This window comes from Mesoterricola sediminis (genome assembly GCF_030295425.1).
Lineage (GTDB): Bacteria > Acidobacteriota > Holophagae > Holophagales > Holophagaceae > Mesoterricola > Mesoterricola sediminis.
This window is the reverse complement of sequence record NZ_AP027081.1, coordinates 987,010-1,012,033: the sequence shown is the minus strand read 5'-3', so window position 1 is coordinate 1,012,033 and position 25,024 is coordinate 987,010. Positions and strand designations below refer to the sequence as shown.

Here is a 25,024-nt window from a genome sequence, read left to right as displayed (position 1 = left end):
TCGTCTACACATGAGCAATCAGCGCGGCCTTGGAAGCCTGGCGGACCTCGCCAAGATCCTGGAAGAAGCCACCAACCCCGAATCCACCCACCGCGAGGACCGGCGCGAGACCAAGCCCAAGGCGTCCGCCCTCCGCAAGGGCGGCCAGCCCAAGAAGGTCCGGGTCCTGGATCCGAAGCGCAAGGTGTGGTACGAGAAGCGCCTCAAGGAGCAGGCGGAGGTCATCCGCGAGAAGGCCGGCGAGCCCAAGGCTCCCGATCGTCCGCACACCCCCGAGCTGACCAAGGCCGCCGCCACCCGCGTGGGCGGCAACCTCCTGGAGACCCTGGCCAACGCCGCCAAGGACGCCAAGGCCCAGAAGGAAGGCAAGCAGCGCACGGAAGCGTGGCGCCGGAAGCCGGGCGACCCGATCTTCTAGCAGCCATTCGGACGACCCCTATCCAGGGTTGAAGGCGAAGCTGCCGTTCGCGCCTCCTCAGCGCCTCGGTGATGGCTTGCTCAAGGGCCTGTCGGCGCAAGGATGACCTGCGCCGAAGCCCCTGTCGAGAAGCCCATCGCCGAGGCGCTGGGGAGGCTGAGTGTACCGAAGCAGGACGGGCCCCTCCAGGAGGGGGCATCAGGCGGCGCGCCCCCGCGAAGCCCTGACCTGGACCCGGGGATGAGGGGGCCGGACAAGGTGTCACCGGTGCTCCTGGCGGCCTGACCATGGCGCAGGCCCCGGGTCTGGAGCCCCGCGCGGAAGCCGGGGGTCAGGGAAGCCCCGGACCTCCGGCGAGCCGGGGGAGGAGATCCCGGAGGCGGGGGGCCGTCAGGTCGCCCTCGGCGGCGATCCACTGGCGGTCGGGGCCCACGGCGGCGAAGACCCAGTCCACCTCCGGGTTCAGGGCCCGGGCGTCCCGGAGGGCCGACGCGTCGTCGCAGGTGTCCCCCACGAAGATCACCCGGCTGGCCCGGAAGGCATCGGCCAGTTGGAGCAGCCCCTCGGGCCGGGGCTTGCGCAGGTGGGGGGCCGCGTCGGAGACGGCCGGGAGGCGGAAGCCCAGGACCTGGTAGGCCAGGAGGAGCTCCTCCGGCGGGCGCCCGGTGAAGATGGCCACGTCCCCGGGGAAGGTCTCCAGCTCCGCCCGGGTGATGATGGGGCGCTCCAGGCGCCGGGTGCGCACGTAGTGTTTCTGGATCGCCGTCTGGCACAGGGGTTCCAGGGCCTGGATCCGGGCCTCCAGGTGGGGGAAGCCCCCCCGCCCCGCCGCGTCCCGGAGCCCGCCCAGCTCGTTCCGCTCCGCCAGGGCCAGGGCCGCGGCCGCCAGCCGGAAGTCGTTGTTGAACCCGCCGACGCGCTTGAAGGCCGTGTAGTGCTCGTCATCCCACGGGAGGGCCGGGGCCAGCTCGTTGAGGGCGAGGGCGACGGCCTCGTGGAAGGAGCGCCCCGGGTCGATGAGCACCCCGTCGATGTCCAGGACCAGGAGGTCGCGGGCCGGGGAGCCTGGCCGACGGAACCCCGAAGGCAGCGCCCCGCCGCCGGCGCCCCGGGCTGCCAGCCGAGCGAGGTGTTCGGGGGCGCCCAGGGCATAGGCCCCTTCGCCCGATTCCCTCAGGAGGAGGACGGGCCCCTGGCGGTCCACGGCCAGCCGCTGGGTCCGGACCAGGCCGGGGGCGTCGTCCCGCAGGAGCACCACCAGGGGGGGGTGGGTCCGGGTGGCGGCGAAGGCCAGGAAGGCATCGAGGCTCTTCAGATCCAGGGGCCCCAGGCGCCGGTCCAGGTCCAGCCAGACCTGCTCCCCCGGCGCCGGCGCGGCGAGGGCGTCCATGAGGGTGTCCAGGACGCTTCCGGTTTCCAGGCGCAGCACCTCGCAGGCGATGCCCGCCCCCTGGATCCGCGCGGCCCACTGGCCCTGGAGGGACCCCGCCACGTGGATGCGGGGGGTGGCGCCCGGGTCCAGCAGGGCTTCCAGGAATCCCGACAGGTCGCGCCCGGCGAGGACGCCCCCTTCGGGCGCCCCCAGCCGGGCCGCCCACGATGGCACAGGTGCTCCGTCCGTCATCTCCATCCTTCAAGCCTAGTGCAGCGTCCGCAAAGTTGCCTGAATAATCCGAGGGGAGCGGCCGCTGCACTTCCATCGGGGGCATCGCCCCCTATGGCGTCGGGAAGGCGGTGCCTTCCCGACTGTCGCCCCCTGGGGGCCCCATGCCGGGCCCCCAGACCCCCGGCACGTGCCGCTCCCATCGCGTACGGATGATCCAAGGGACTTGGCGGACGCGGCACGAGCCCAGGGCACGGGCCCCGGGGCCTGAAATCAGGCCGGGACGGGCTCGGCGGCGCCGAGGAAGAGGTGGCGCGGGCGAGCAGGCGTCGCCGCGTCAGCCCAGGTCCAGGCGGTGGGGTCCGCCAGGATGGCGCGGGCCAGTTCGACGTGGAGGGCGTGGCCGGCGCAGTGGGCCTCGACGAACCCCTCCAGGTGCGCGCCCAGGAGGGCCAGGTCGCCCACCAGGTCCATCATCTTGTGGCGGACGGCTTCGTCCTCGAACCGGAGGGCGTCGTTCAGGGGGCCGTCGGCGCCGAAGACCACGGCGTTCTCGAGGCTGCCGCCCAGGGCCAGCCCGCGGCTGCGCATGAAGGCGATGTCGCTCTCGAGGCAGAAGGTCCGGGCCCGGCCCAGCTCGGCCAGGTACTTGTCGGGGGTCAGGGTGAGCTCCCGGCTCTGGCGGCCGATGTAAGGGTTGTCGTAGACGATGGTGTAGGCCAGGCGGAGGCCGTCCCAGGGGGAGACGCGCATCCACTTGTCGCCCCGGCGGACCTCGATGGGCTTGAGGATCCGGAGGGCGCGGGGCCAGATGGCCATGGCGCGGAGGCCGGCCTCCTGGATCAGGCGCACCCAGGGCTCGGCGCTGCCGTCCAGGATGGGGAGTTCCTCGCCGTCCACCTCGATGACCAGGTGATCCACCCCCAGCCCGACGAGGGCGGAGAGGAGGTGCTCGATGGTCTGGAGCCGGACGCCGTCCTTGGTCAGGGAGGTGGCCAGGCTGCAGTCGCCCACGTGCTCGGCCAGGGCCGGGATCTCCACGCCCGTGGGGGTGTGGCGGAAGACGAGGCCGGTCGCGTGATCGGCAGGCAGGAGGGTGACGGTGCAGGGCTGGTTGCCATGCAGGCCCCGCCCCGTGAGGGTCACGGCGCGGCGAAGGGTCTGGGCGTGGCGGTTGCGGTGCATACGGTCCTCGCTCTTCCATGAGCAAAAACCAGGCCAACCAACAAGACCTTGATTCTACTAAGGATTAGGCCTTCCCACCCGCCCGGGAGGTGTGGGCCGATCCACCACAGGCTGTGGCGGCGGGGTGCCACCGCGCCCAGTCCTCCGGGGTCGTCAATTTGAGGTTGGTGGAGGGCGAAGGGACGAGCAACACCCGCAGGCCCTGGGCCTCCAGCAGGCTCACGTCGTCGGTGCCCTGGAAGCCCGTCTCCCGGGCCCAGGCGAAGGCGCGCCGCCAGGTATCCAGACGAGCGACCTGGGGGGTCTGGGCCCGGAAGATCCCCTCCCGGGGCTCGGTGGCGAGGATGCGGCCCGCCGGATCCACCCGCTTGAGGGTATCCGTGGAGGCCTCCCCCAGCACGGCGCCATCCCAGGTGGCCAGGGCGGCGATGGCCTCCCCCACCGGGCCCGCGGGCGGGAAGGGGCGGACCCCGTCGTGAATGAGGACGGCGGCCTCCGGGGCCTCCGGCAGCAGGGCGAGGGCCTGGGCGACGGAGGCCTGGCGGGTGGCGCCGCCCTCCGTCACCCACAGGGGTACGGGCAGGCGCCAGCCGCGGACCTCGGCCAGCCGGTCGGTCGGCACGGCCAGGGCCACCCCCGCCAGGGCGGGCATGCCCGGCTGAAAGAAGGCGGCCAGGGTGGCCTCCAGGAGGGTGACACCCCCCCAGTCGCGGAACTGCTTGGGGACGCCGCCGCCCATGCGGGCGCCGCTGCCCCCGGCGGGGATCACCAGGAAGACCCGGGCCGGACCCTCCCCCCCGCGCACGTCAATGTTCCCGGGTGATGAAGGGATCCAGGCCCCGGCCCTTCAGGAGCAGGGCGATCTCCTCGGCGGTGCGCTGGGCGTCTTCCAGGCGGTCGAAGCTCCCCACCCGGACCCGCTTCACGGTGACGCCGCCCTTGGTCTGGGCCTCCTGCAGGTTCACGGGGCCGACCACCTTCAGGAGTTCCTGGCTCAGCCGCTGGATGTTGCCGGGATCCCGGAGGGCGGCCACCTGGATGGTGTAGGGGTTGCCCCGGAGCACATCGGCGTCCAGGGGCGCGGGCCGGCCCTGGGCGTCCACGGACTTGATCCGCACCCGGGCGGTCCCCACCCCCTGCATGCCCAGGGCGTGGGCGGCCTTCTCGCTGACGTCCAGCATGCGGCCCTTGACGAAGGGGCCCCGGTCGTTGACCCGGAGGATGACCTTGCGGTTGGTGGCGAGGCTGCGCACCTCCACCCGGGTCCCGAAGGGGAGGGTGCGGTGGGCGCAGGTGAGTTCCTGGGGGTTGAAGGGCTCGCCGCTGGCGGTCTCCCGCCCGGCGAAGCCGTCGGCGCCGCCGTACCAGCTGGCCTCGCCCGTCTCGGCGTAGACCTGGCCGCCCACCGGCTCCTTGCTATCCTCCGTCGGCTCGGCCGGCTCGCTCAGGGGCGTGACGGGCACGGCCTGGGGCCGGGTGCAGTGCAGGGTGAAGAACAGCATCACGACCAGGGAGGGGTAGCGCACCAGGGTCCGGATCTTCCGGAGGAGGCTGTGCTGGATGTCCTGCGGCGCGGCCACCACGGGGTGGCAGACAACTTGGATGTCTTCGATCCAAACGTTGAAAGCCCTGCTCCAGTTCTGGGTGGACAGCACGTTGAAATCCATGGTTCTCCGGAAAGATCTTGGGTTGTCGAATAACCCAGTCCTCCATAATAACCAAAATCCACCATTTGTAAATGGACACCCGCGCCGAGGCATCCGTCATTTTACAAATTCGGGCCCTTGTTGCAGTATGAGGCTTAATATACTGGAGTAAATTCTTTATTGCTTCGCGGGGATCTCGGCGTACTTGAAGGCCTTGGGCCGGTTCTTGTCGGCGCTGAAGGTGGGCGGCAGGCGCCGGATTTCCTTCTCGGCGGCCTCCCGGCTCGGGAAGTCCCCGTAGAGCACCTGGTAGCAGGCCCGGCCGTCCCGGAGGGTCATGGGCATCAGGAACAGGTCCGGCTTGCCGTCCTTGAAGAGGTCGGCCACGTGCCGGATGGTGTCGCCCTGGCACGCGATCTCCAGGCGCAGGGCCCAGTGCCCACCCGGCGTTCCCTTCACCCGCTGCTGGCCCTGGGCCACGGCCTTGCCCAGATCACCCCGGCGGAGGGCTTCGAGGCGCTCGGCCACGGTGGCCGCCTTCCCCGTTTCCGGCGCGGCCCCCTTGCCCTTGGGCTCCTCCTTCGCCTTCGGGGCCTCCTTGCCCCTGGGCGCCTCCTTCGCCTTCGGGGTCTCCTCACCCTTGGGCGCCTCCTTCGCCTTCGGCGCCTCCGAGGCCGGGGACGCTTCGGCGGCGGCGGGTTCCGCCGCCGGGGCCTCCTGCGCGGGCGTCTCCTGGGCGGGGGGCACGGCGATGGTCGGTCCGGCTGGCCCCTTCACCTCCGGGGCGGGCTGGACGGGGGCGCCGGGGAGCGGCTTGGGGGCGGGATGGCGGCGGCGGCGCACCCAGAAGGCGCCGACGAGGAGCAGCACGGCAAGGCCGATCCCCACCAGGGCGTAGAGCCGGGCGCCGCTCCGGGGGGCTTCGGGCTCCTCGGGGGGCGCCGGGGTTTCGCCGGCGGGTTCACGGTCCGGCTCCGCCGTCGGGTCCGGGGGCGCCGCGAGGGTCACGGGCGGCGCGGTGAGCTCCAGCGCGTCCTCGGGGAGGGGCGGCAGTTCGACCGAAGGGGTCGGCACCTGGGCATGGCCGGATTCCACCCGGATGGTCGGCTCGGCGTCCTGGAACCCGGGAACCTGCACCTCGTCGGGGAGGTAGAGGGGTTCGGGGGCCGGCGCGGACGGCGGCTCCGGCGAGGGCTCCGGCTCGGCCTCTTCCAGGTCGGGCAGGGCGTCCAGGCCCGCGAGCCCGGGCGGGGCGGGCGGGACCTCCTCGTCCAGGGCCAGGGAGAGGTGTTCCAGGTTGGTGGTCGGTCGTGCGGCCTCCTGGATGCTCTCGAACAGGCTGGGCTGGGGGGTGGGATCCAGGGGCGGATCGGGCAGCGGCGCCGACAGGGGCTCGGGCTCGGGCGTCAGGGCCAGGTCCAGGGCCTGGCGGTCCAGGGGCGGCATCTCGTGGAGCCGGGCCCAGCCCATCTCCCGGAGGAAGAGGGCGAAGGCCCCCACGCGCATGGGCTCGGCCGCGGCCTCGCGGCTCAGCTCCAGCAGGGTGTGGGTGCCGTCCAGGAGGGGCGAGAGCTTGGCCAGGTCCGGGGGCAGGCTCAGGTCCTGGAGGCTCCGGCCCTGGAGGACCACCACCTGGTTGAGGGGGCCCAGCAGCTCCAGCAGCCACTCCCGGTCCTGGATGCCCAGGATGCCGGCCAGCAGCAGCTGGGGGGTGGACAGGGGGAGGCGGACCACGTTGGCGTCCAGCTCGCGGGTCTCGAAGACCGGCATGACGTCCGGCTGGCCCATGGCCCCCAGGATGATGCGCTCCACCTGGATCTTGGCCACGTCCAGCAGGTCCCGCTGGGTGATGAAGCCCATCTCGATGAGGTTCTTGCCGATGCTGATGCCGGGCTTGAGGTTGGTCAGGGCATAGTCCATCTGCGCCTGGGTGACCCGGCCCCGCTCCACCAGGATGGTGGTCAGCCGGTCCTGGAGGTGGGTGCTGGAGGCGAAGACGGTGTCGCCGTAGTCGAAATAGATGGTGCGGCTTGGTTCCTGGCCCAGTTTCCAGACCCCCGTGCTCCGGTCCCGGTAACGGCGGAAAAGATCCTGGAGGGCCAGCAGGCTCATCGCACCACCCACCTCTGAAGTTTCAGTTTGCCGGCCTTCACCAGCACGCTGTCGCCGGGCCGGAGCTCCACGGTCATGCGGGGCTCGGCGGCCTTGGCCCCGTCAAGGCTGACGGCGCCCTGCTGGATGAGCCGCTCGGCCTCCTTGCGGGAGCCGGCCATGCCCCGCTCCACCAGGAGCTTGGCGAGGGACTCGGGCCCGGCCGTCGGCGCCACCTCCACCTCGGGGGCGTCCTCGGTCTTGCGCTCGGAGAAGCGCCGGATCCACCGCTCCTCGGCCTCGCGGGCCGCGGCCTGGCCGTGGAACTGGGCGACGATCTCCCGGGCCAGCCCCTTCTTGGCGTCCATGGGATGGCCGGCCTTCAGGGCCTCGATCTCGCGGGGCAGCAGGTCGGTGAGCAGGAGCCACCAGCTCCACATGTTCTCGTCGGTGATGCTCATGACCTTGCCGAACTGGGTGTCGGCGTCTTCGAAGAACCCGACGTAGTTGCCCAGGGACTTGGACATCTTCTCCACGCCGTCCAGGCCCAGCAGGAGGGGCACGGTGAGGACGACCTGGGGGGTCATGCCGGTGGCCGCCATGAGGTCCCGGCCGCGCATGAGGTTGAAGAGCTGGTCGTTGCCCCCCAGCTCCACGTCGGCCTTCAGGGCGACGGAGTCGTAGGCCTGCACCATGGGGTAGAGCAGCTCGTGGAAGGCGATGGGCTCGTTGGCGCCCATGCGCTTCTGGAAGTCGTTGCGCTCCAGCATCTGGGCCAGGGTGAAGCGGCTCGTGAGGCGGATCCAGTCCTCCCCGCGGAAGGGGCCCATCCATTCGCTGTTGAAGCGGATCTCCGTGCGCGCCGGGTCCAGGATCCGGAACACCTGGTTCTTGTAGGTCTCGGCATTGGCCAGCACCTCGTCCCGGGTGAGGGGGGGCCGGGTGGCCTTCTTGCCCGTGGGGTCCCCGATGAGCCCGGTGAAGTCGCCGATGAGGAAGACCACCGTGTGCCCGAGTTCCTGGAACTGGGCCATCTTGCGGAGCAGCACCCCGTGGCCGAGGTGCAGGTCGGGGGCCGTCGGGTCGAAACCGGCCTTGACCCGCATGGGCTTGCCGGACTTCAGCTTGGTGAGGAGGAGGTCCTCCGTGTGGCACGTCACCGTGCCTTTCTTGAGCAGTTCCAGGGCGTCCTGGGGAGAAGCATTGACCATGCAGCCATATTGGCTCAATCGAACGCTTTTAACCAGAGGGCGCGGGCAGGATGTGCCTCACTCCACCTGGATGTCGGTGAGCTTGTCGTCCTCCAGGTCCACGACCAGCCTGGCGCCGGTGTCCATGCGCATGCGGATGGTGAGGAGCTGCCTGCCGTCCACCTCCCGGCTCCGGAGGCTGACGCCCCCCGGCCCCTTCCCCTTGGCGAGGTCCAGCAGCTCCGGCCGCTTCTCGGGGATGTGCCCCAGCCGCGGCCGCCACTCGGCGCAGGCCTTCAGGAAATCGGCCTCGGTGGGGTAGGCCTGGGCCAGGCCCGGGTTCTCCCGGTAGAGGCGCCGGGCCCCGTCATCGGTGCGCAGGCTCTCCACCCGGGCCCGGACCTCCGTCCAGCCCCGGTCCAGGACCCCGGTCGCCTTGGAGACGACGACCCAGACGAGGGCCCCGATGGCGAGGAGGAAGCAGAGGAAGGCGCCCCCGCACCCGATGGCCACTTTCCCGAAGATGGAAAGGCCCTTCTTCCGGGGGGGGGGAAGGGGCTGGTCCCAGGAGGCGTCGGCGACCACGGTGGCCTCCTAGAGAAGGTTGCTGGCCAATTCGGCCATTCTGCTGCGTTCCCCCTTCACCAGGGTCACGTGTCCGCTCAGGTCCTGGTGCTTGAAGTGCTCCGCCAGGTAGCTGAGGCCGTTGCTGGAGGCATCCACGTAGGGGTTGTCGATCTGGAAGGGGTCCCCGGTGAAGACCATCTTGGTGCCGTCGCCGGCGCGGGTGAGGATCGTCTTCACCTCGTGGGGGGTGAGGTTCTGGGCCTCGTCCACGATGATGTACTGGTTGGGGATGGACCGGCCGCGGATGTAGGTGAGGGGCTCGACGCTCATGTAGCCGCCCTCCTCCAGCTGGGCGGGCGTCATGGAGGAGCGGCGCCGCTGCTCCATGTTGGCGGCCACGATGAAGTCCAGGTTGTCGTAGATGGGCTGCATGTAGGGCCGGAGCTTCTCGTTGACGTCCCCGGGCAGGAAGCCCAGGTCGCGGCCCAGGGGCATGACGGGCCGGCTCACCAGGAGCTTGTTGTAGCGCTCGTCGTCCACCACCTGCTGGAGCCCCGCGGCGATGGCCAGCAGGGTCTTGCCCGTGCCGGCCTTGCCCATGAGGGTCACCACCTGGACGCTGTCGTCCAGCAGGAGCTCCAGGGCGAACTGCTGCTCCCGGTTGCGGGGCTTGACCCCCCAGGGGGGCGCCTCCAGGCGCTTCAGGGGATGGATCCGGCCGTCGGAGGCCGTGAAGCGGCCCACGGCGGTGTGGGTGTCGTTGGTGGCGTCCACCAGGGTGACGAACTGGTTGGGGAGGAGGGGATCGGCCTCGTCCGGGAGCAGGCCCCCGTCGAAGAGCATGTCCAGCTTCACCGGGTCCACGGTCCAGGTGGCCGTGCCCGTGTAGAGGACGTCCATGGCCACCCGGTCGGTGGTGTAGTCCTCGGCGCTCATGCCCAGGGCGTCGGCCTTGATGCGCAGGTTGGTGTCCTTGGTGACCAGGACCACCCGCTCCTTGCGGGTCTTGAGCAGGTCCATGCAGCAGCCGAGGATTTGGTTGTCCGCCTTGTGCTTGTCCAGGGAGGAGAAGGAGATGTCCTGGACGTGATGGGCCACGTCCACCTTGAGGGAGCCGCCGGCCTCCAGGGGCACCCCCGCGCTCAGGTTGCCCTGGGAGCGGAGCTTGTCCAGCTGGCGGCTGACATTGCGGGCGTTCCGGCCGATCTCGGTCTGGTCCTTCTTGAAGGTGTCGATCTCCTCGATCACCACGATCGGAATGACGACCTCATGTTCCTGGAAATGGAAGATGGCCGACGGATCGTGGAGGAGGACATTGGTGTCGAGTACGAACACCTTCTTGCTGGAAGCGACCATCGCGGAGACCTCCCTCTGAAAGAACTGGACAGGTGAAGCCTAGCACCGGTGGCTCCCCCGCGCGCGGACCAATTGCCCGCTTGCCCTGGGCCCCCGGGACCGGCTAGGCTGGAGGTTCCTGTCGCCAGGACCCAGCCGGTGTAGCTCAGGGGTAGAGCAACTGATTCGTAATCAGTAGGTCGGGGGTTCAAATCCCTCCACCGGCTCCAGTTCGGGGCCCCGGACGCCCACCGTCCGGGGCCCCGCCGCGTACGGAGGAAGGCACCCAGGCAGGCGAACTCCCGCCGCCCCCTTCCGGCCCCGCCTATACTCGGGGCATGCTGCACCTCCGCCCCTTCCCCACCTGGGCCTTCCTCCTGGGCGCCTTCACCTCCCTGTTCTCGGTGATCAACCCCCCGAGCGCCTCGGTGATCTTCTCCGGCATGACGGCCGGGATGGACCGGCCCCGGTTCCGCCAGGCGGCGTTCCGCGCCAGCTTCACCGCCACGGTCGCCATGCTGGGCTTCGCCCTCCTGGGCCGGCTCATCTTCAGCTTCTTCGGGTTCACGGCCCTGGCCATGCGCTTCGTGGGCGGCATCGTCGTGGCGGTCTCGGCCTTCCGGATGCTCTACGGGGAGGACCCCCACCTCACGGATTCCAGCCAGGAGGCCGCGGGCCGCACCGATCTGGCCATCATCCCCCTGGGCATCCCCATGCTGGCCGGCCCGGGGACCCTGTCCACGGTGATGGGCCTGGTGGCGGGCCTGAGCCTCTCCGAGGTCCTGGCCATCCTGGCCGTGATCCTCCTGAACGGCTTCATCATCCACGTCTTCATGCTCCAGTCCCGGCGGATCACGGCCCGGCTCGGGGGCACCGGCACCCGCATCGTCACCAAGCTCATGGGCCTCATCCTCGCGGCCGTGGCGATGCAGTTCCTCATCAACGGCGTCAAGGAGGTGGCCGCCGACATCCGGTCCGCGCACCCGGCCGGGGCGGAGGCGCGCTCCTGAGGGGCCGCCCCTTCAGATGGACCAGGCGGACCACTCCCCTTCCTGGACGCCGTGGATCTGGAAGGAGGCCCACTGGCTGCTCTGGGTGACCACGGCGCCGGCGGGCACGCTCTGGGTGAGCCAGACGTTGCCGCCGATGACGGCGCCCCGGCCCAGGGTGATGCGGCCCAGGATGGTGGCGTTGGAGTAGATGGTGACGTCGTCCTCCACGATGGGGTGCCGGTCGACGCCCTTGATGGGGTTCCCGTGCTCGTCCAGGGGGAAGCTCTTGGCGCCGAGGGTCACGCCCTGGTAGATCCGCACGTTGCGGCCGATGATCGTCGTCTCGCCGATGACGACGCCGGTGCCGTGGTCGATGAAGAAGCCCTCCCCGATCCGGGCCCCGGGGTGGATGTCGATGCCGGTGACGCTGTGGGCGTGCTCGGTGATCATGCGGGGGATGAGGGGCACGCCCAGCACGTGGAGCTCGTGGGCGAGCCGCTGGCTCGTGATGGCCAGGATCCCCGGGTAGCAGAAGATCGCCTCGTCGGGGTTGGTGAGGGCGGGGTCGCCGTTGTAGGCCGCCTCGACGTCGGTGCCGAGCTTGCGGCGGACCTCGGGCAGGCGCGCCAGGAACGCCTCGGCCGCGGCCTGGGCCCGCTCCCGGCAGGCCGGAACGTCCTCGCCCGAGGCGCAGACCGCGCCCATGCCGCGCTTCACCTGCTCCCGCAGCGCCAGGAGGATCCGGTCGAGGGTCGCGCCCGTGTGGAAGCGCAGGGTCTCGGCCGTGAGCTCCGAGGGCCCGAAGAATCCGGGGAAGAGCACCGACCGCAGATCCTCCACCAGGTCCGCCACGGCCTGGCGGGAGGGGAACTCCCGGCGCAGGGTCGGCCTGGAGTGGGCGCCCTCCCAGCCCATGCCCGCCGAACAGAGGGAATCCAGCACGGGCCCCAGGGGGGCCGGAGAGGAGGGCGGGACGGGCTGGCCTGGGGTCATGGGAGCCTCGCGGAAGCGGCGTCTCCAGGATACCCAACCCCGTCCCCCCACCGGGCGGGAAGGGCCGGAGTGCCGGGATGGGAAAATTTGTTCCCTCCCCCCTCGCCAGGAAGACCCAAAAAACTATAATTCATTCATTCGGCTTTGCCGCCCCCTTCCCCCCTTCCGGAGGCCCCATGTCCGCCCTCAAGGGCCGGCTCCTGCTCGGCCTGATCACCGCATGGACCTTCCACGCCGGGGCCCGGCCCCATGCCGCCCCCCGCCGGGCTCCGACCCGGGCCGTTTCCATGAAAGATTCACCAACCCCCGCCCCCCTCCCAGCCCCCGCCACCCGGGAGGGTCTGCGCCCGGGCATCCGGTACTGAGGGTCAGACCAGGGCCCCGCCCACGTAGGCCTCGATGGCGGCGGCCATGGCGTCGACGCCGTGGCGCTCGTTGTTGAAGACGGCATCGTAGTAGCCGGTGTCGGTGACGTCCGCGTCCAGGGCCTGCCGGATGAACTGGTCCCGCATGCGGGTCTGGACCTTCACTTCGTGCTCCGCCGCCTCCCGGCCCAGCCCCGTGAACCGCATGTACGAGGCCACCCGCCATTCGAACCCCGCTTCCAGGCGGAAGTGGAAGGCGTTGTCCAGGCCCCGGCAGAGCACCGCCCCCCCCTGCCCCACGATGATGGCCCGGCCCTGCCGGGCGACCTGCACCAGGGCGCGGGCGACCTTCTCGAAGGCCTGGGTCTGGGTCACCCGGCCGAGGGGATGGAAGCCGAAGGCCTCGAGGTACCGGGTCGCGCCCCCCAGGTCGGTGAGCAGGCGCATGGAGATGCCCTCGTCCTGGGCCACCTTCTCCAGGAGGGCCTTGTCGAGGACGCTCCAGGAGAGCCCGGTGGCGGCCTCCAGCCGTGCCTGGAGGCGCAGGGCCAGGGGGAAGCCCTCGCAGCCGAACTGCCGGGACAGGGTGATCGTCGCCGGAGGGTGGGCCGGTTGGGGCGCCTGGGCCCGGCGCTCCTGGATCTGGGCCCAGCCCGCCAGCCTTTCCTCGACCGTGGCGGGCAGCGTGGAGTGGGTTGCCATGGCGCACCTCCCCTTCGAGCGATGGCGAAGCCGGGAACCTGCGGGGGGATTTCGCCCCAAGTATAGCCCTTCGCCCGGGAATTGCCCGCAGACCGGGTGCCGCGTCCGCTCCCCTCGGAGGATTCAGGCAGCGTTGCGGACGCTGTCTAGGCCGACTGGGCGCCGGCGATGGGGGCGTGGACTTCGACGCGGTCCCGGCCGGCCTGCTTGGCCCGGTAGAGGGCGGCGTCGCTGCGCCGCAGGAGGTCCTCCAGGGGATCGGCGGGGTCCTCCAGCCGGGAGGCCACGCCCACGCTCACCGTGTAGGCCGCCGGCAGGACCCCATCCTCGCGGCGGGCCACCCCCTCCCGGATGCGGCCGGCGACGGCCAGGGCCTCCTCCTCGCTGCTGTTGGGCAGGAGGAGCACGAACTCCTCCCCGCCGTAGCGGCAGTGGAGGTCGAATTCCCGGATGGACTGGCGGAGAACGCCGGCCAGGTGGACGATGACCGCGTCGCCCGCGGCGTGCCCGAACTGGTCGTTGATGGCCTTGAAGTGGTCGATGTCGATGAAGAGCATCGAGGCGTCCAGGCCGTACCGCCAGTGGTAGGCCAGGACGCGGGAGGCCTGGTGGATGAAGGCCCGCCGGTTGCTGAGCCCGGTGAGGGGGTCCTTCACGGCCATCTCCCGCAGTTCCCGGTCCGCGTCCTCCTTGGCGATCAGGAGCACCACCGCGCCGCTGAGCACCAGCATGAGGATGAGCACGAGGAAGGTCAGGCCCTGGGTGAGGCCGGCGATGCCCAGGCCGGGCTCGCCGGAGACCAGGCCGGTGGCCGTCCGCGCCCCCAGGACGGCGAGGAAGAGCAGGTTGCCCGCGCCGAGGATCCGCCGGAAGGGGGATTCCAGGCGGTCCAGGAAGAAGAGGAGGGAAGGGGTGAGGAGGCTGCCCGCGACGCCGAAGGTGGCGGCCGCCACCCGGACCGCAGGCGTCGGATGGGTCAGGAGGACGGCGTTCATGACCGTCAGGGCGGCGCCCGTCACCCCGATGTGGGCCCACCGGGCCCCGGGCCGGCGGATGGCCGCCAGGTCCAGGGCCACGAGGGATTCCAGGAAGAAGCCCAGCACGAGGAGGTTGTCGGCGGCCAGCACCCCCAGGGGCTCCGGCAGGTGCTCCCGCTCCAGCACGAAGAGCCACCCGAGGGACTGCATGAGGCGGGCCAGGGCGTAGGTGCGCAGGGCCAGGTGATGGGTGGATTCCCGGGCGATCCCCTGGAAGAGCAGGATCAGGCACCCCAGCGCCAGGTTGCCGGCGAACAGGAGGACCAGGACGGTCTGCACATCCAGATGGAAAAGGGCGGAGAAGGGATCGGGCATTCAGGACCCTTGAATGCTTCAAGATAGGCCAAGGCCCGGAGGCCGTCAATGCCAAAGCCCCACCCAGATTGGAGTCGAATTAGAAATTTCCGTTACACGGCAGTCAGACAGGCTCCCCCTCAGGCCAAGGACCGCCCCGCGCGAAGCCGGGCGGAGGCGGCGTGGGCGGCGAGGCCCTCGGCGTCGGCGATGGCGGCGGCCTGGGCGGCGAGCGCTTCCCGGCCCTCGGGCAGGGTCCGCTGCCAGGTGAGGAGCTTGAGGAAGGTGGCCACGCTCACCCCCCCGGTGTAGCGGGCGGCCCCACTGGTGGGCAGGATGTGGTTGGTGCCGCTGCCGTAGTCGCCGAAGACCTCGGCGGCGTCGGCCCCAACGAACAAGCTGCCGTACGAGGAGAAGCGTCCCGCCAGGGCCTCCGCCCGGGGGCCCTGCAGTTCCAGGTGCTCCGGGGCCAGGGCGTCCGCGAGGGTCACCGCGTCGGCGTCCGCCTCCGGGCCCTCGCCCAGGACGACGGCGAAGCCCTGGCGGAGGCTTTCGGCCGCGGGGGTGCCCGCAGGCAGCAGGGCCAACTGGCGTTCCAGCTCCGCCGCCACCCGGGGGACCAGGCCCCCGTCGAAGGTGGCCAGCATGGGCAGGGCGTCGGGGTCGTGCTCCGCCTGGGCCAGGAGGTCGGCGGCGACGAGGGCCGGGTCCGCCGACCCGTCGGCGACCACGAGCAGTTCGCTGGGGCCGGCGGGGAAGTCGATGCCCACGTCCCCGTACAGGAGCCGCTTGGCGCCGGTCACAAAGCGGTTGCCCGGCCCGGCGATGAGGTCCACCCGGGGCACGCCCGCCAGGCCCCAGGCCGCGGCGGCCACCCCATGGACCCCGCCCAGGTCGAAGACCCGGTCCGCCCCGGCGAGGGCCGCGGCGGCCAGGGTGACGGGGTGCAGGCGGGGGCTCAGGACCACCACCTCCTTCACCCCGGCGACCCGGGCGGGCACCACCCCCATGATCACGGAACTGGGGAGGGGATAGCGGCCGCCGGGGGCGTAACAGGCCGCCCGGCTCACGGGCACGGCCCGGTGCCCCAGGCGCATGCCCTCGAGGGTGAGTTCCAGGGGCTGGAAGGCCGCCATCTGGGCCCGGGCGAAGGCGTCCACCCGGCGCACCGCCGCCTCCAGGTGGGCGCGCAGGGCCGGGTCCAGGAGGTCCGGCGCCGCCTTCAGCCGGGCGGCGGGCACCTCGAAGGCGCCGCCGGTGAAGGCGTCCAGCTGGGCGGCCCAGGCGAAGACCGCCGCGTCGCCCTTGGCCCGGATGTCCTCCAGGATGACGGGCACCTCGGGGGGCACGGCGGGGAAGGCGCGGCTGGCCCGCTCCAGGGCCTGCCCGAGGGTCAGGATCGTCAGCATGGCTTCACTCCTTTGGCGTTCCCGGGCTTCCGGGTGTCGGTCTTGCGGCGGCGCTCCAGTTCCCGGAGGACCTGGTCCAGGCGGACCCCGCCCTGGGCGAGGCGCACCATGAGGAAGTAGAGGAGATCGGCCCCCTCCCAGACGAGGTCGTCCGCGGTGGGCGCCTGGGCCAGTTCGCCGGCCTCCTCCACCAGCTTGGCCTCCAGGAGCCCCGGTTCCCGGAACAGGCGGGCGGTGTAGCTGCCCTCCGCCGGGTCCTGGGCCCGGGCCCGGAGGGTGGCCTCCAGGTCCTCCAGGGAGAAGTCCGCCGGGCCGAAGCAGGTGGCCTGGCCCGTGTGGCAGGCGGGGCCCGCCTGGCGGACCACGAAGCGCAGGGTGTCCCGGTCGCAGTCCGCCGCGGCCCGGAGCAGGGTCTGGACATGGCCGCTGATCGCCCCCTTTTCCCAGCGGGCCCCCCGGGAGCGGGACCAGTAGATCCCCCGGCCGGCGGCGAGCGCCTCCCGCAGGGTCTCCCGGTTGGTGTAGGCCAGCATGAGCAGGCGGTCCGATTCGTCCTGGACGGCCACGGGCAGAAGGCCCCCCTGCTTGTCCCAGTCCAGGCAGGCCACGAAGGCTTCGCCCGGATCCAGGAGGCCCCGGTAGAGGGCCATGCCCACCTGGGCGTCCAGGCCCATCCGGTCCAGGCGCGCCACGTCAGCCACCGTCGTGACGCCCCCGGCGTAGACCACGGGCCGGTCCGTGGCGGCGCGGAAGGCCGCCGCGGCCTCCCAGTCCACTCCGCCCAGGCGGCCCTCCTTGTCCACCACGGTGGCCAGGAAGCCCCCGCAGAAGGGGCCCAGCCGCCGCATGCGGTCCAGGGGGGACTCGGCGGCGTCCTCGGTCCAGCCCTTCACCTGGAGGCGCCCCTGGCGCTGGTCCACGGCCACCAGGGTCCGTTCCCGGGGCAGCTTCCGGAGGAGCTCCTCCGAGGCCGCGGTGCCCAGGATGACGGAGGCGGCCCCGGCCCGCAGGAGCTCGAAGGCCCGCTCCGGGGTGCGGATCCCGCCCCCCACGCGGCAGCGGGCCTCCGCGCACAGGGCCTTCACCAGCGCCAGGTTGTCCCCGGTGCCCAGGGCGGCGTCCAGGTCGATGACGGCCAGTTCCCCGTAGGGGCGCCAGGCCCGGGCGAGGCCCAGGACGTCCTCCACCTCCAGGGCCTTCTCCCGGCCCCCCACGAGCTGGACGGCGCGGCCGCCCATGAGATCGATGCTCGGGATCAGCATGCCCGCACCTCCACGCCGGCCTCGGCCAGCTGCTGTTTGAGTCCGCGCACGGTGAGGCCGCCCACGTGGAAGGCGCCGGCGGCGAGGACCGCGTCGGCCCCGGCCCCGAGGGCCTCCACCGCATGGCGCGCCTCGCCGAAGCCGCCGCTGGCGATCAGGGGCACCCGCAGGATCCCCGCGGCGGACGCCAGGACCTCCAGGTCGTAGCCGTTACCCGTGCCGTCCCGGTCCATGCTGGTGAGCAGCACCTCGCCGGCGCCCCGGTCCTGGGCCTCCCGGAGCCAATCCTCCATCACGAGGTCCGTGAGGGTCCGCCCCGCGTCCACGGCGATCCGGACGCCGCCGTAGGTGCGGCGCACGTCCGCGGCCAGGACCACGCACTGGCTGCCGAAGCGGGAGGCCAGCTCCGTGAGGAGGCCCGGGCGCCTCACCGCCGCGCTGTTCACGGCCACCTTGTCGCAGCCCGCCATCAGGAGGGCCTCGGCGTCGGCGACGGAGCGGATGCCGCCCCCGACCGTGAAGGGGATGAAGACCTGCCGGGCCACGGCCTCCACCATGCGGCGGGCGGTGTCCCGGTGCTCGATGCCGGCGGTGATGTCCAGGAAGACCAGCTCGTCGGCCCCTTCCGCGTCGTAGCGGGAGGCCAGCTCGACGGGGTCGCCGTTGTCCCGCAGGTCCTGGAACTGGACGCCCTTGACCACGCGCCCGTCCTTCACGTCCAGGCAGGGAATCACGCGCTTCATCACCATGTCAGGGCCTCCCCCAGGAGGGCCAGGCCGGCCTTCCCGCTCTTCTCCGGGTGGAACTGGAAGCCGCCGAGGGGGCCGCTCCGGAAGGCGGCCAGGAACGGCTCCCCGTAGGCCGCCATGCCCAAGGCCTGGGCGGGGCGCTCCGCCGGGAAGGCCGGGATGCGGTAGGAGTGGACGAAGTAGGCCGCCAGGGCGCGGTCGCCGAAGTCCACCGCGCTCCAGCCCATGTGCGGCACCTTGAGGCCCGGCGCGTCGAAGGCCCCGCACCGGCCCGCCACCAGGGCCAGGCCGGGCACGTCGGGGGCCTCGTCCGAACCCTCGAACAGGAGCTGCATGCCCAGGCAGATGCCCAGCAGGGGCCTCCCCATGGCCGCGCGCTCCCGCAGCGGCGCCTCCAGCCCGCGGGCCCGCAGCTCCCGGCCGGCGTGGCCGAAGTGGCCCACGCCGGGGAGGATGAGGCGGCCCGCCTCCAGGACCCCGCCGGGGGTGGAGACCCGCCGATGGGGGAGGGCCAGGGCTTCCAGGGCGTTCTCGAGGCTGCGCAGGTTGCCGCAGCCGTAATCCACGATGCCGATCACCGCAGCACCCCCTTGGTGCTCATGAGCCCCGACGCGGAGCCCAGCGCCTCCCGGAGGGCCAGGCCGACCCCCTTGAAGGCGGCCTCCGCCATGTGGTGTGCGTTCTCGCCGGTCACCTTCACGTGCAGGGTGAACCGGGCCTCCAGCGCCAGGGTGCGGAAGAAGTGGACGATGTTCTCGGTGGCGAGGCCGCCCAGGGCCGCGGCGGGGAACGGGATGTCCACCACGGGGTAGGGCCGGCCCCCGATGTCCACCGCGACCGTGGCCAGGGCCTCGTCCATGGGCAGCAGGCGCTGGCCGTACCGGGCGCGGCCGGAGCGGTCGCCCAGGTCCCTGTCCAGGGCCCGGCCCAGGGCGATGGCCACGTCCTCGGCCAGGTGGTGGCCGTCGCCCAGGGGCATGAGGTCCTCGGCCGAGAGGCTGAGGTCGAGCCCGCCGTAGAGGTTCAGCTGGTCCAGGAAGTGGGTGAGCATGGGGACGGAGGTCTCGACCGGACCGGGCCGGCCCAGCTCGACGGAGATCCGGGTCTCGCGGGTGATGCGCTCGAAGGCGGTCATGGGCGTCCTTTCAGGAAGGCGGCTTCGAAGGCCTCGGCCTCGGCGGGACCGGGGACGCTGATGCGGACCATGCCCTCGCCCAGGGCGGGGTAGTCCTTGATGAGGATCCCGGCCGCGGCGAGGCGCCCGGCGGCGCCGGGCTCCAGGCGGGCCAGGAAGAAGTGGGCGTCGGAGGGGAAGGTGGCGTAGCCGGCGGCGCGGAGGCCGTCCTGGACCCGGGCCCGGGCCGCCACGGCCCCCGCCACGCGGTCCGGGAAGGTGCGGTCCTCCGCGAGGAGCCGCGCCCCCAGCACCACCGCCGCGGCGTTCACGTTGAAGGGGGAGCGCAGGGCGTCCAGCTCGCCGGCGCGCGCCGGGGAAGCCAGGATGAACCCGCAGCGCAGCCCCGGCACGCCGTAGGCCTTGCTGAGGGTGCGCAGGAGGACCAGGTTGGGCCAGCGCTCGAGCAGCGGCGCGAAGTCCTGGCCGCAGAAGGCGCCGTAGGTCTCGTCCAGGAGCACGGTCCGCCCCTGGGCCAGGACCCGTTCGACGGCCCCGGCGGGCAGGGCCCGGCCCGTGGGGTTGTTGGGCGTGGTGAGGGCGACGACGGAGCCGGGCGCGGCCAGCAGCGCGTCCACGTCCACCTCGAAGTCCGGCCCCATGGGCGCCTCGGCGACGGGGATCCCCAGCTGGTCCGCGTAGACGCGGTACATGGAGAAGGCCGGGACGGGGAGGGCCAGCCCGCCCCCGCCCAGGAGGCGGAGGGCGAGGAAGATCCCCTCGTCGGCCCCGTTCACCGGGACGATGCGGGCGGGGTCCACGCCCCAGGCCCGGGCGGCCGCCTCTTTCAGGGGCCCGTACTCGGGGTACATCGCGAGGGCGCCGGCCAGGTCCGCGGCCAGGAGCGGGGCCGGCGGGGGCGGCCCCTCGTTGAAGTCCATGCGCACGAAGGCCCCCCGCCCTTCCCGGGTCGCGTAGGCGGCGCTCACGAGACCACCTTGCTGAAGGGGAACTCCAGGATGTCGGTGGCCCCCGCGGCCTTCAGCACCGGGATGAGGCGGGCCACCTCCTTCCGGAGGACGGCGGACTTCACCGCGTAGCCCCCGTCCCCGGCCAGGGGCATGACGGTGGGCATGCGCATGCAGGGCAGGATCCCCAGGACCGCGTCGAGGCAGGCCTGGGAGACGTTCATCTCGAGCATCACCCGCTTGCGGGCGTCGAGGACGGAGCGGAGGAGGAGGACGAACTCGTCCACTTCGTCCCGCCGCCCCAGGGAGGGGCTGGCGATGACGCGGGTGGAGGAGGTGAGGAGCTCTCCCACGATCTGGAGCCCGTTCTCCTCCAGGGTGCGCCCGGTGGCGGTGTTGTCCACGATCATGTCGGCGTCCTCGGGGGGGAAGACCTCGGTGGCCCCGTGGCTGCGCACGAAGAGGTAGTCGAAGCCCTCCCGGTCGAGCCAGGTCCGGGTGATGCGCTCGTACTCGCTGGCCACGACGATGCGGCGCGACCTGAGCCCCGCCACCGCCTCCCGGGGGGCCGCCGCGACGATGCGCACGCGGTCCAGCCCCGTGTCCAGGAGCTCGTCCACCTGGGCCCCCAGTTCCTCCACCCAGTCGTGGCCGGCGAAGGCCAGGTCGTGGCGGCCCAGCTCCACCATCCGGACGATGTCCTGGGGCTTGAGGAGCTTCAGGCGGAAGCGGGGATCGGCGCAGAGGGGCCGGTAGTTCCTGCCGTCGGGCTGGACCTTGAAGCCGGCCTCCTCCATGAGGCGCAGGACCCCCTCGGCCATGCGGCCCTTGGGAAGCGCGAGGTTGATGGGTTCCATGTCGACTCCAGGAAAAGAAAAGCCCCGGGTGGGTTCCCGGGGCGGTGGTTTCGGGCGGATGCGGCCCGGCCTACCCCGGCAGGGGGATGCGATGGGGATGGGCGTGGCGGGAAGGGGTCATGAAAGGTGTCCTGACATACGCGAACCCCCCGGGGGGCCGGGGGGTTCGGAAGGGGTTCGGATCCGGTGCGTCGCCGCCCGTCACCACGTCCCATCCGCCCCCAGGGGAGCGTGATGGCGATGGTGATGGAGGGACAGGGCCAAGGGGACCTCGAAGGAGAGAGCGTAGCCCAGGCGGGGCCGCCCGTCAACGGGCGGCCGGTTCAGAAGCGGAAGCGGCCGGACAAGGCAACGATGGTGGCGCCCACGTCATAGGCGCCGCTCAGGTTGCCCCGGTAGAAGTCGGGCCCCGCGGGATCCACGCCCGAGGTCAGGGCCAGGCGGGAGCGCTGGCCGAAGATCCGGGTGAGGCCCAGGTCCCAGGTGATGGCGGGGCTGGCCTGCCAGGAGACGCCCGCGGAGGCCCAGGTGCGGTTGGCGTCCGGGATGCGGGGCGTCCGGTGGCGGTCGTCCACGGGGGAACGGTCGTAGGCCAGGCCGGCCTTCACGGCCCACCCGGGGGCCGCCTTCCAGATGCCGCCCAGGGACACGAAGAAGGTGTCCTTCCAGGACTCGTTCGTCACGGAATCCGGCTGGGCGCTGCCGAAGCGCACCCGCAGTTCCCGGAAATCGGACCAGCCGGTCCAGGCCCCCTCGCCCTGGAGGCTGAAGGCGGGCGACAGGTCCCAGGTGAAGCCGGCGCTGGCGGTGGCCGGGAGGTGCACGTCGGCGGCGCCCGGGGCGTTCACGAACGTGGTGTCCAGGGGGGCCGGGACGGCGCTGTAGGTCACGTTCCCCTTCACCTTCAAGGTGGCCTTGGCCTGGTAGCCTGCGCCGATCCGCAGGTCCGGCGTGGCCTGCCAGGTGAAGCCCGCCTTCCAGCCGTAGGCCCAGCAGTCCCCCTTCAGGGTGCTCACCGCGTCGCGGGCGCCGGGCACGAAGCCCGGGAGGCCCAGCGCGTTGCCGATGGCGCCGAAGTCCACGGCGCTGGAGAGGGTGGCCTCGGCCTTGCGGGCCACGAAGGCGGCGCCGAAGGTCCAGCCGCCGTCCGCCTTGTAGGCGACGCTGGGGGCGAAGTCGTAGGTCTTCAGGTCGGTCTTGAGGGCGTGGTACCGGCCGATGAAATCGGCGGGGTACTCGGTGACCAGGCCGAAGGGCACGTTCACGGAGAAGCCGAGGTAGACCCGGTCGGTCACGGGCCAGCTCAGATAGAGGGCCGGAAGGATGGGCTGGCTCACGGCGTTGGGGAGGTCGGGGCCGCCCCCGGCGATGGGGCGGTCCGCGGGCTGGAAGACCGGGCTCCGGCTGGCCGAAGCCCCGGTCAGGTCCATGTGGATGCCGATCCAGGAACCGCCCAGGGAGACCTCGCGGCCCCCGAACACGGGGAGGACGGCGGGGTTCCAGAACATGGAGCTGAGGTCCTGGCTGCCCGCGCTGGCGCCGGCGAAGGCATTGCCGAGGCCGGCGGCGCTCTGCTCCCGGAGGAGGAAGCCCGAAGCGGAGGCGGCGGGGGCGAGGGCCAGGCCGAGGGCCAGGACGGAGAGGCTGCGGAGGGGGGACGTCATCGGGTTCCTCATGGCGGCGCGCCTCAGTTCCCGAGGACGGGCCAGACGAAGGCGGTGGGGGCCTGGACCTGGAGGCCCGCGGCGAAGGTGGGGTCGAAGACGATGGAATGGCCGGTGATGCCCAGGAAGTAGAGGACCTGGGCCTGCCACAGGGCGGCGGTCTGGGGCTGCGACGGATCCAGGAGGCTGCCGTGGGCGACGCCGGCCTGGTCGAACTGGAAGTAGCCCTCCGCCGGGGTGGTGTCCGTGGGCGCCGTGGCCGCGGTCACGGTCTTGGGGGCGGGGTTGCCGCCCGCGAGGGTGAACAGGAACGGCGCGGGGATCCGGCCCGTGCCCCCGTAGCCCACCTGGCTGAAGCCCGGGGCGACCCCGGCGGCCGCGGCGGTGCCGAGGACGGCCCGGCCGCCCAGGGCGGCGCCCAGGTACCGGGTGTAGGGGTTGGTGATCACCCGGTCGCCGTTCGTGGGCTGGCCCGACGCGTCGAAGGCGGTGGAGGTGGCCTCCTGGATGAGGACCCGGCCCGAGAGCCGGCTGGGGAGCCCCGCCTTCACGGGGGACGTCAGGGTGGCGGGATCCATGGGATCCACCACGCTCTGGGTGACCTGGAAGAAGGCGTGGTAGGTGGGGCTGCCCGCGGCGATGCCCTTGGCGGCGAGCCCGGCGTCCACCTGGGGCCCGAAGGCGGGACTGGCCTGGATCAGGTAGGCCAGCCGGCCCCCGGGGACGCTCAGGACCCCCTTCATGGCCGTGTCCAGGACCGGCTGGTCGGCAATGAAGGAGACGTTGGAGGCCAGGTAGCCGGTTCCGACGATGGCGCCGAGGCTCTGCCCCACGAACCGGAGGTTCGAGGTCGAGGGCGCGGCGGCCCCCAGGGCCGCGAACCCGCCGGCGGCCACGGCGGCCTCCAGGCGCTGGAGGTCGAAGATGCCCTGCTGCAGGTTGGTGCGCGTGGCGAGGGGATACCCGACCGCCATGAAGGCCTGCCCCCACCCGGCCTGCTTCTGGGACTGGACGGCGGCGCTGTCCCCGGGCTGGATCTGGAGGGCGGCCGGCGCCAGCGCGCCGTGGAGGGGGAGGTCGATGGCGAGGATCGCGAAGCCCCGGGCCGTGAGGGCCGTGGCCAGGCCCAGCGCGGCCTCCTTCCGGCTGGTGATGCCGTGCTGGAAGAGCACCAGGGGGAAGCCGCCCGCGGGCGCCGCGCCGGCGGGGGCGAGGTAGAGGAAGGGCATGGCCGTGGGCACGTGGTAGAACCCGGCGAGGGCGCCCGCGCCGGTCCGGAAGACCTGGGTCACCCCGGAGGCCGGGTTGAAGGCGGCGGGGAGGGCGCTCAGGTCCATGGCGGCCGGGTTGTCCCGCACGACGGCGGGATCCATGTTCAGGTAGGCGGAATCGAAGGTGCCCAGGACCACGGCGCCGAGGGTGGCCGGCACGGACGCGGCCGGGGCCCCCGTGGCGGCCTGCCAGTAGGCGCCCACGTCCAGGGCGGGGTTGGCGTTCCCCTGGGTGAAGGTGGCCGTGACGGTGACGGGGTTGGTCCAGGCCTTGCCGGGGAGCGCGCCGGCCGCGAAAAGCCGCAGGGCGGATTCCACCGGGATCCGCGTGGAGGGATCCGTGGCGTCCGCCGCCACGTACCCCGCGGCGGTGGTGATGAACCGCCCCATCAGGGCGATCCCGGCGCGGGAGGCCACCGTCGTGGTGGCCGAGGCCGCGATGAGGTCGTCCATCACGTGGGCGTAGCCCCGCAGGGCGATGGCGCCGCCCGCGGTCACGTCGGCCCGGACCGGCTCGAGGGCGGCCGCGGCGCCCGTGAGGGGGGAGGTGGCCTTGAGGTACTCGAAGTAGGCGGAGCTGGTGATGGGGGCGCCGGTCCCGGCGTCCAGGACCCGGTCGGTGACCACGTAGAGGTAGCGGGTCCCGGGCGCCAGGGGGAAGGCGGGGAAGAGCCAGAGGTCGGTGGCCCCGGCCGCGTACTTGAACGTGAACATCCCCGTGACGTCCGTGAAGCCCAGGGGGTTGTTCTCGGTGCCGGTCGGGTCGGGGGTGAGCTGGAACACCTTGATGTTGGAGGCATTCACCGTCTCCGGCCGCACGGGGTACGTGAAGCGGAGGTAGATGGGCGCGTTGACGCCGGAGACCGCGTGGGTCCCGCCCACTTCCCGGGCGTTGACGTAGGCCAGCGCGGGGCCGGGCTCCAGGGCCGCGCCCACCGCCAGCGTGGGCACCGGATCGGCGACGCCGGCCGTGGCCAGGATGTTGGGCAGGGGGATGTCCTTCGCCGCCGGATTGAACACGGCCGCGTTGGTGCTCCGGAGCGGCGCCGGATTGGGCACCGGCGCGTCGCCCTGGGAGCACGCGACGAGGACGAGAAGGGGCGGACAAAGGAGTGCCGCGCGGAGGAACGCATGCATGGGTTCACCTCGGGGGAGGGGGGGTTCGAACGGTCCCGAGGATAGGCGAAATTCAGCCCTTTTCCAGAAAAAACCCAATCGATATTTATTTATTTATCAAGGAGTTAAAGAGATCAAATGGTCGTTTTAATTCCTCATGATTGAAGCCCCCATCGAAGCCGGGAGTTCCGAGCGC

The 25,024-nt window shown here is 72.1% G+C and carries 23 protein-coding genes and 1 tRNA gene; 4 read left to right on the top strand and 20 right to left on the bottom strand.

All coding sequences use genetic code 11. The annotated features are described in order from the left end of the window. Positions 1–10 precede the first annotated feature (10 nt). The gene (locus R2J75_RS04335; protein WP_243329368.1) at positions 11–418 is read left to right on the top strand and encodes a hypothetical protein; all 408 of its coding nucleotides are present in this window, start codon (positions 11–13) and stop codon (positions 416–418) included. 331 nt (positions 419–749) lie between these two features. On the opposite strand, the gene R2J75_RS04330 is transcribed toward R2J75_RS04335, so the two are convergent. From R2J75_RS04330 to R2J75_RS04295, 8 genes are all read right to left on the bottom strand, one after another. Continuing rightward, entirely contained in the window at positions 750–2,024 is a 1,275-nt protein-coding gene (locus R2J75_RS04330; RefSeq protein ID WP_243329366.1) for an HAD family hydrolase, read from the bottom strand. A gap of 270 nt (positions 2,025–2,294) precedes the next feature. Further along, entirely contained in the window at positions 2,295–3,206 is a 912-nt protein-coding gene (lpxC, locus tag R2J75_RS04325) for a UDP-3-O-acyl-N-acetylglucosamine deacetylase (RefSeq protein WP_243329363.1), read from the bottom strand. Between the two features lie 64 nt (positions 3,207–3,270). Beyond that, positions 3,271–4,011, bottom strand: coding sequence for an IspD/TarI family cytidylyltransferase (locus R2J75_RS04320; protein ID WP_316411147.1), 741 nt, complete (start codon positions 4,009–4,011; stop codon positions 3,271–3,273). A 1-nt stretch (position 4,012) separates the two neighbouring features. Beyond that, the gene (locus R2J75_RS04315; RefSeq protein ID WP_243329358.1) at positions 4,013–4,873 is read right to left on the bottom strand and encodes a septal ring lytic transglycosylase RlpA family protein; all 861 of its coding nucleotides are present in this window, start codon (positions 4,871–4,873) and stop codon (positions 4,013–4,015) included. A 156-nt stretch (positions 4,874–5,029) separates the two neighbouring features. Beyond that, positions 5,030–6,964: a hypothetical protein gene (locus R2J75_RS04310; RefSeq protein ID WP_316411146.1), complete on the bottom strand. Its 1,935-nt coding sequence runs from the start codon at positions 6,962–6,964 to the stop codon at positions 5,030–5,032. Then, positions 6,961–8,154, bottom strand: coding sequence for a tyrosine--tRNA ligase (gene tyrS, locus R2J75_RS04305; RefSeq protein WP_316411145.1), 1,194 nt, complete (start codon positions 8,152–8,154; stop codon positions 6,961–6,963). Before tyrS ends, R2J75_RS04310 begins: the two co-directional genes overlap by 4 nt. A gap of 57 nt (positions 8,155–8,211) precedes the next feature. Continuing rightward, positions 8,212–8,718, bottom strand: coding sequence for a hypothetical protein (locus R2J75_RS04300; RefSeq protein WP_243329352.1), 507 nt, complete (start codon positions 8,716–8,718; stop codon positions 8,212–8,214). 9 nt (positions 8,719–8,727) lie between these two features. Then, positions 8,728–10,056 carry a PhoH family protein gene (locus tag R2J75_RS04295; RefSeq protein WP_243329350.1) on the bottom strand — a complete coding sequence of 443 codons (1,329 nt, stop codon included), beginning with the start codon at positions 10,054–10,056 and terminating at the stop codon, positions 8,728–8,730. A gap of 134 nt (positions 10,057–10,190) precedes the next feature. Between R2J75_RS04295 and R2J75_RS04290 the strand changes: the two genes are divergently transcribed. Both R2J75_RS04290 and R2J75_RS04285 read left to right on the top strand, forming a co-directional pair. Next, a tRNA-Thr gene (locus R2J75_RS04290) sits at positions 10,191–10,265 on the top strand. A gap of 108 nt (positions 10,266–10,373) precedes the next feature. Continuing rightward, positions 10,374–11,045: a MarC family protein gene (locus tag R2J75_RS04285; protein ID WP_316411143.1), complete on the top strand. Its 672-nt coding sequence runs from the start codon at positions 10,374–10,376 to the stop codon at positions 11,043–11,045. A 12-nt stretch (positions 11,046–11,057) separates the two neighbouring features. Here the strand turns inward: R2J75_RS04285 and R2J75_RS04280 are convergent, their stop codons facing one another. Continuing rightward, positions 11,058–12,020, bottom strand: coding sequence for a serine O-acetyltransferase (locus tag R2J75_RS04280; RefSeq protein ID WP_243345740.1), 963 nt, complete (start codon positions 12,018–12,020; stop codon positions 11,058–11,060). A 176-nt stretch (positions 12,021–12,196) separates the two neighbouring features. Here R2J75_RS04280 and R2J75_RS04275 point away from each other — a divergent pair, with 176 nt between their 5' ends. Beyond that, positions 12,197–12,385, top strand: coding sequence for a hypothetical protein (locus R2J75_RS04275; RefSeq protein ID WP_243329346.1), 189 nt, complete (start codon positions 12,197–12,199; stop codon positions 12,383–12,385). A 3-nt stretch (positions 12,386–12,388) separates the two neighbouring features. Here R2J75_RS04275 and R2J75_RS04270 read toward each other — a convergent pair whose 3' ends face one another. The 11 genes from R2J75_RS04270 to R2J75_RS04220 form a co-directional block, all read right to left on the bottom strand. Further along, positions 12,389–13,087 carry a cytidylate kinase-like family protein gene (locus tag R2J75_RS04270; protein ID WP_243345739.1) on the bottom strand — a complete coding sequence of 233 codons (699 nt, stop codon included), beginning with the start codon at positions 13,085–13,087 and terminating at the stop codon, positions 12,389–12,391. 146 nt (positions 13,088–13,233) lie between these two features. Further along, positions 13,234–14,439: a GGDEF domain-containing protein gene (locus tag R2J75_RS04265; RefSeq protein WP_316411142.1), complete on the bottom strand. Its 1,206-nt coding sequence runs from the start codon at positions 14,437–14,439 to the stop codon at positions 13,234–13,236. 119 nt (positions 14,440–14,558) lie between these two features. Next, positions 14,559–15,827: a histidinol dehydrogenase gene (gene hisD, locus R2J75_RS04260; protein WP_316411141.1), complete on the bottom strand. Its 1,269-nt coding sequence runs from the start codon at positions 15,825–15,827 to the stop codon at positions 14,559–14,561. Then, on the bottom strand, positions 15,821–17,089 hold the full coding sequence (hisE, locus tag R2J75_RS04255; RefSeq protein WP_316411140.1) for a phosphoribosyl-ATP diphosphatase: 1,269 nt from the start codon (positions 17,087–17,089) through the stop codon (positions 15,821–15,823). Before hisE ends, hisD begins: the two co-directional genes overlap by 7 nt. Next, positions 17,083–17,838: an imidazole glycerol phosphate synthase subunit HisF gene (gene hisF / locus R2J75_RS04250; RefSeq protein ID WP_316411139.1), complete on the bottom strand. Its 756-nt coding sequence runs from the start codon at positions 17,836–17,838 to the stop codon at positions 17,083–17,085. The genes hisE and hisF overlap by 7 nt, the downstream gene beginning before the upstream one ends. Continuing rightward, the gene (gene hisH / locus R2J75_RS04245) at positions 17,832–18,416 is read right to left on the bottom strand and encodes an imidazole glycerol phosphate synthase subunit HisH (RefSeq protein ID WP_243329339.1); all 585 of its coding nucleotides are present in this window, start codon (positions 18,414–18,416) and stop codon (positions 17,832–17,834) included. Before hisH ends, hisF begins: the two co-directional genes overlap by 7 nt. Next, complete coding sequence (hisB, locus tag R2J75_RS04240) at positions 18,413–18,973, bottom strand: imidazoleglycerol-phosphate dehydratase (protein ID WP_243329338.1); 561 nt, start codon at positions 18,971–18,973, stop codon at positions 18,413–18,415. Before hisB ends, hisH begins: the two co-directional genes overlap by 4 nt. Beyond that, positions 18,970–19,941, bottom strand: a complete 972-nt coding sequence (locus R2J75_RS04235; RefSeq protein WP_243329337.1) for a pyridoxal phosphate-dependent aminotransferase — start codon at positions 19,939–19,941, stop codon at positions 18,970–18,972. The genes hisB and R2J75_RS04235 overlap by 4 nt, the downstream gene beginning before the upstream one ends. Then, complete coding sequence (gene hisG / locus R2J75_RS04230) at positions 19,938–20,777, bottom strand: ATP phosphoribosyltransferase (RefSeq protein ID WP_243329335.1); 840 nt, start codon at positions 20,775–20,777, stop codon at positions 19,938–19,940. Before hisG ends, R2J75_RS04235 begins: the two co-directional genes overlap by 4 nt. Positions 20,778–21,100: 323 nt before the next feature. Next, entirely contained in the window at positions 21,101–22,441 is a 1,341-nt protein-coding gene (locus R2J75_RS04225; protein WP_243329333.1) for an OmpP1/FadL family transporter, read from the bottom strand. Between the two features lie 23 nt (positions 22,442–22,464). Beyond that, positions 22,465–24,849: a hypothetical protein gene (locus R2J75_RS04220; RefSeq protein WP_316411138.1), complete on the bottom strand. Its 2,385-nt coding sequence runs from the start codon at positions 24,847–24,849 to the stop codon at positions 22,465–22,467. Positions 24,850–25,024 lie beyond the last annotated feature (175 nt).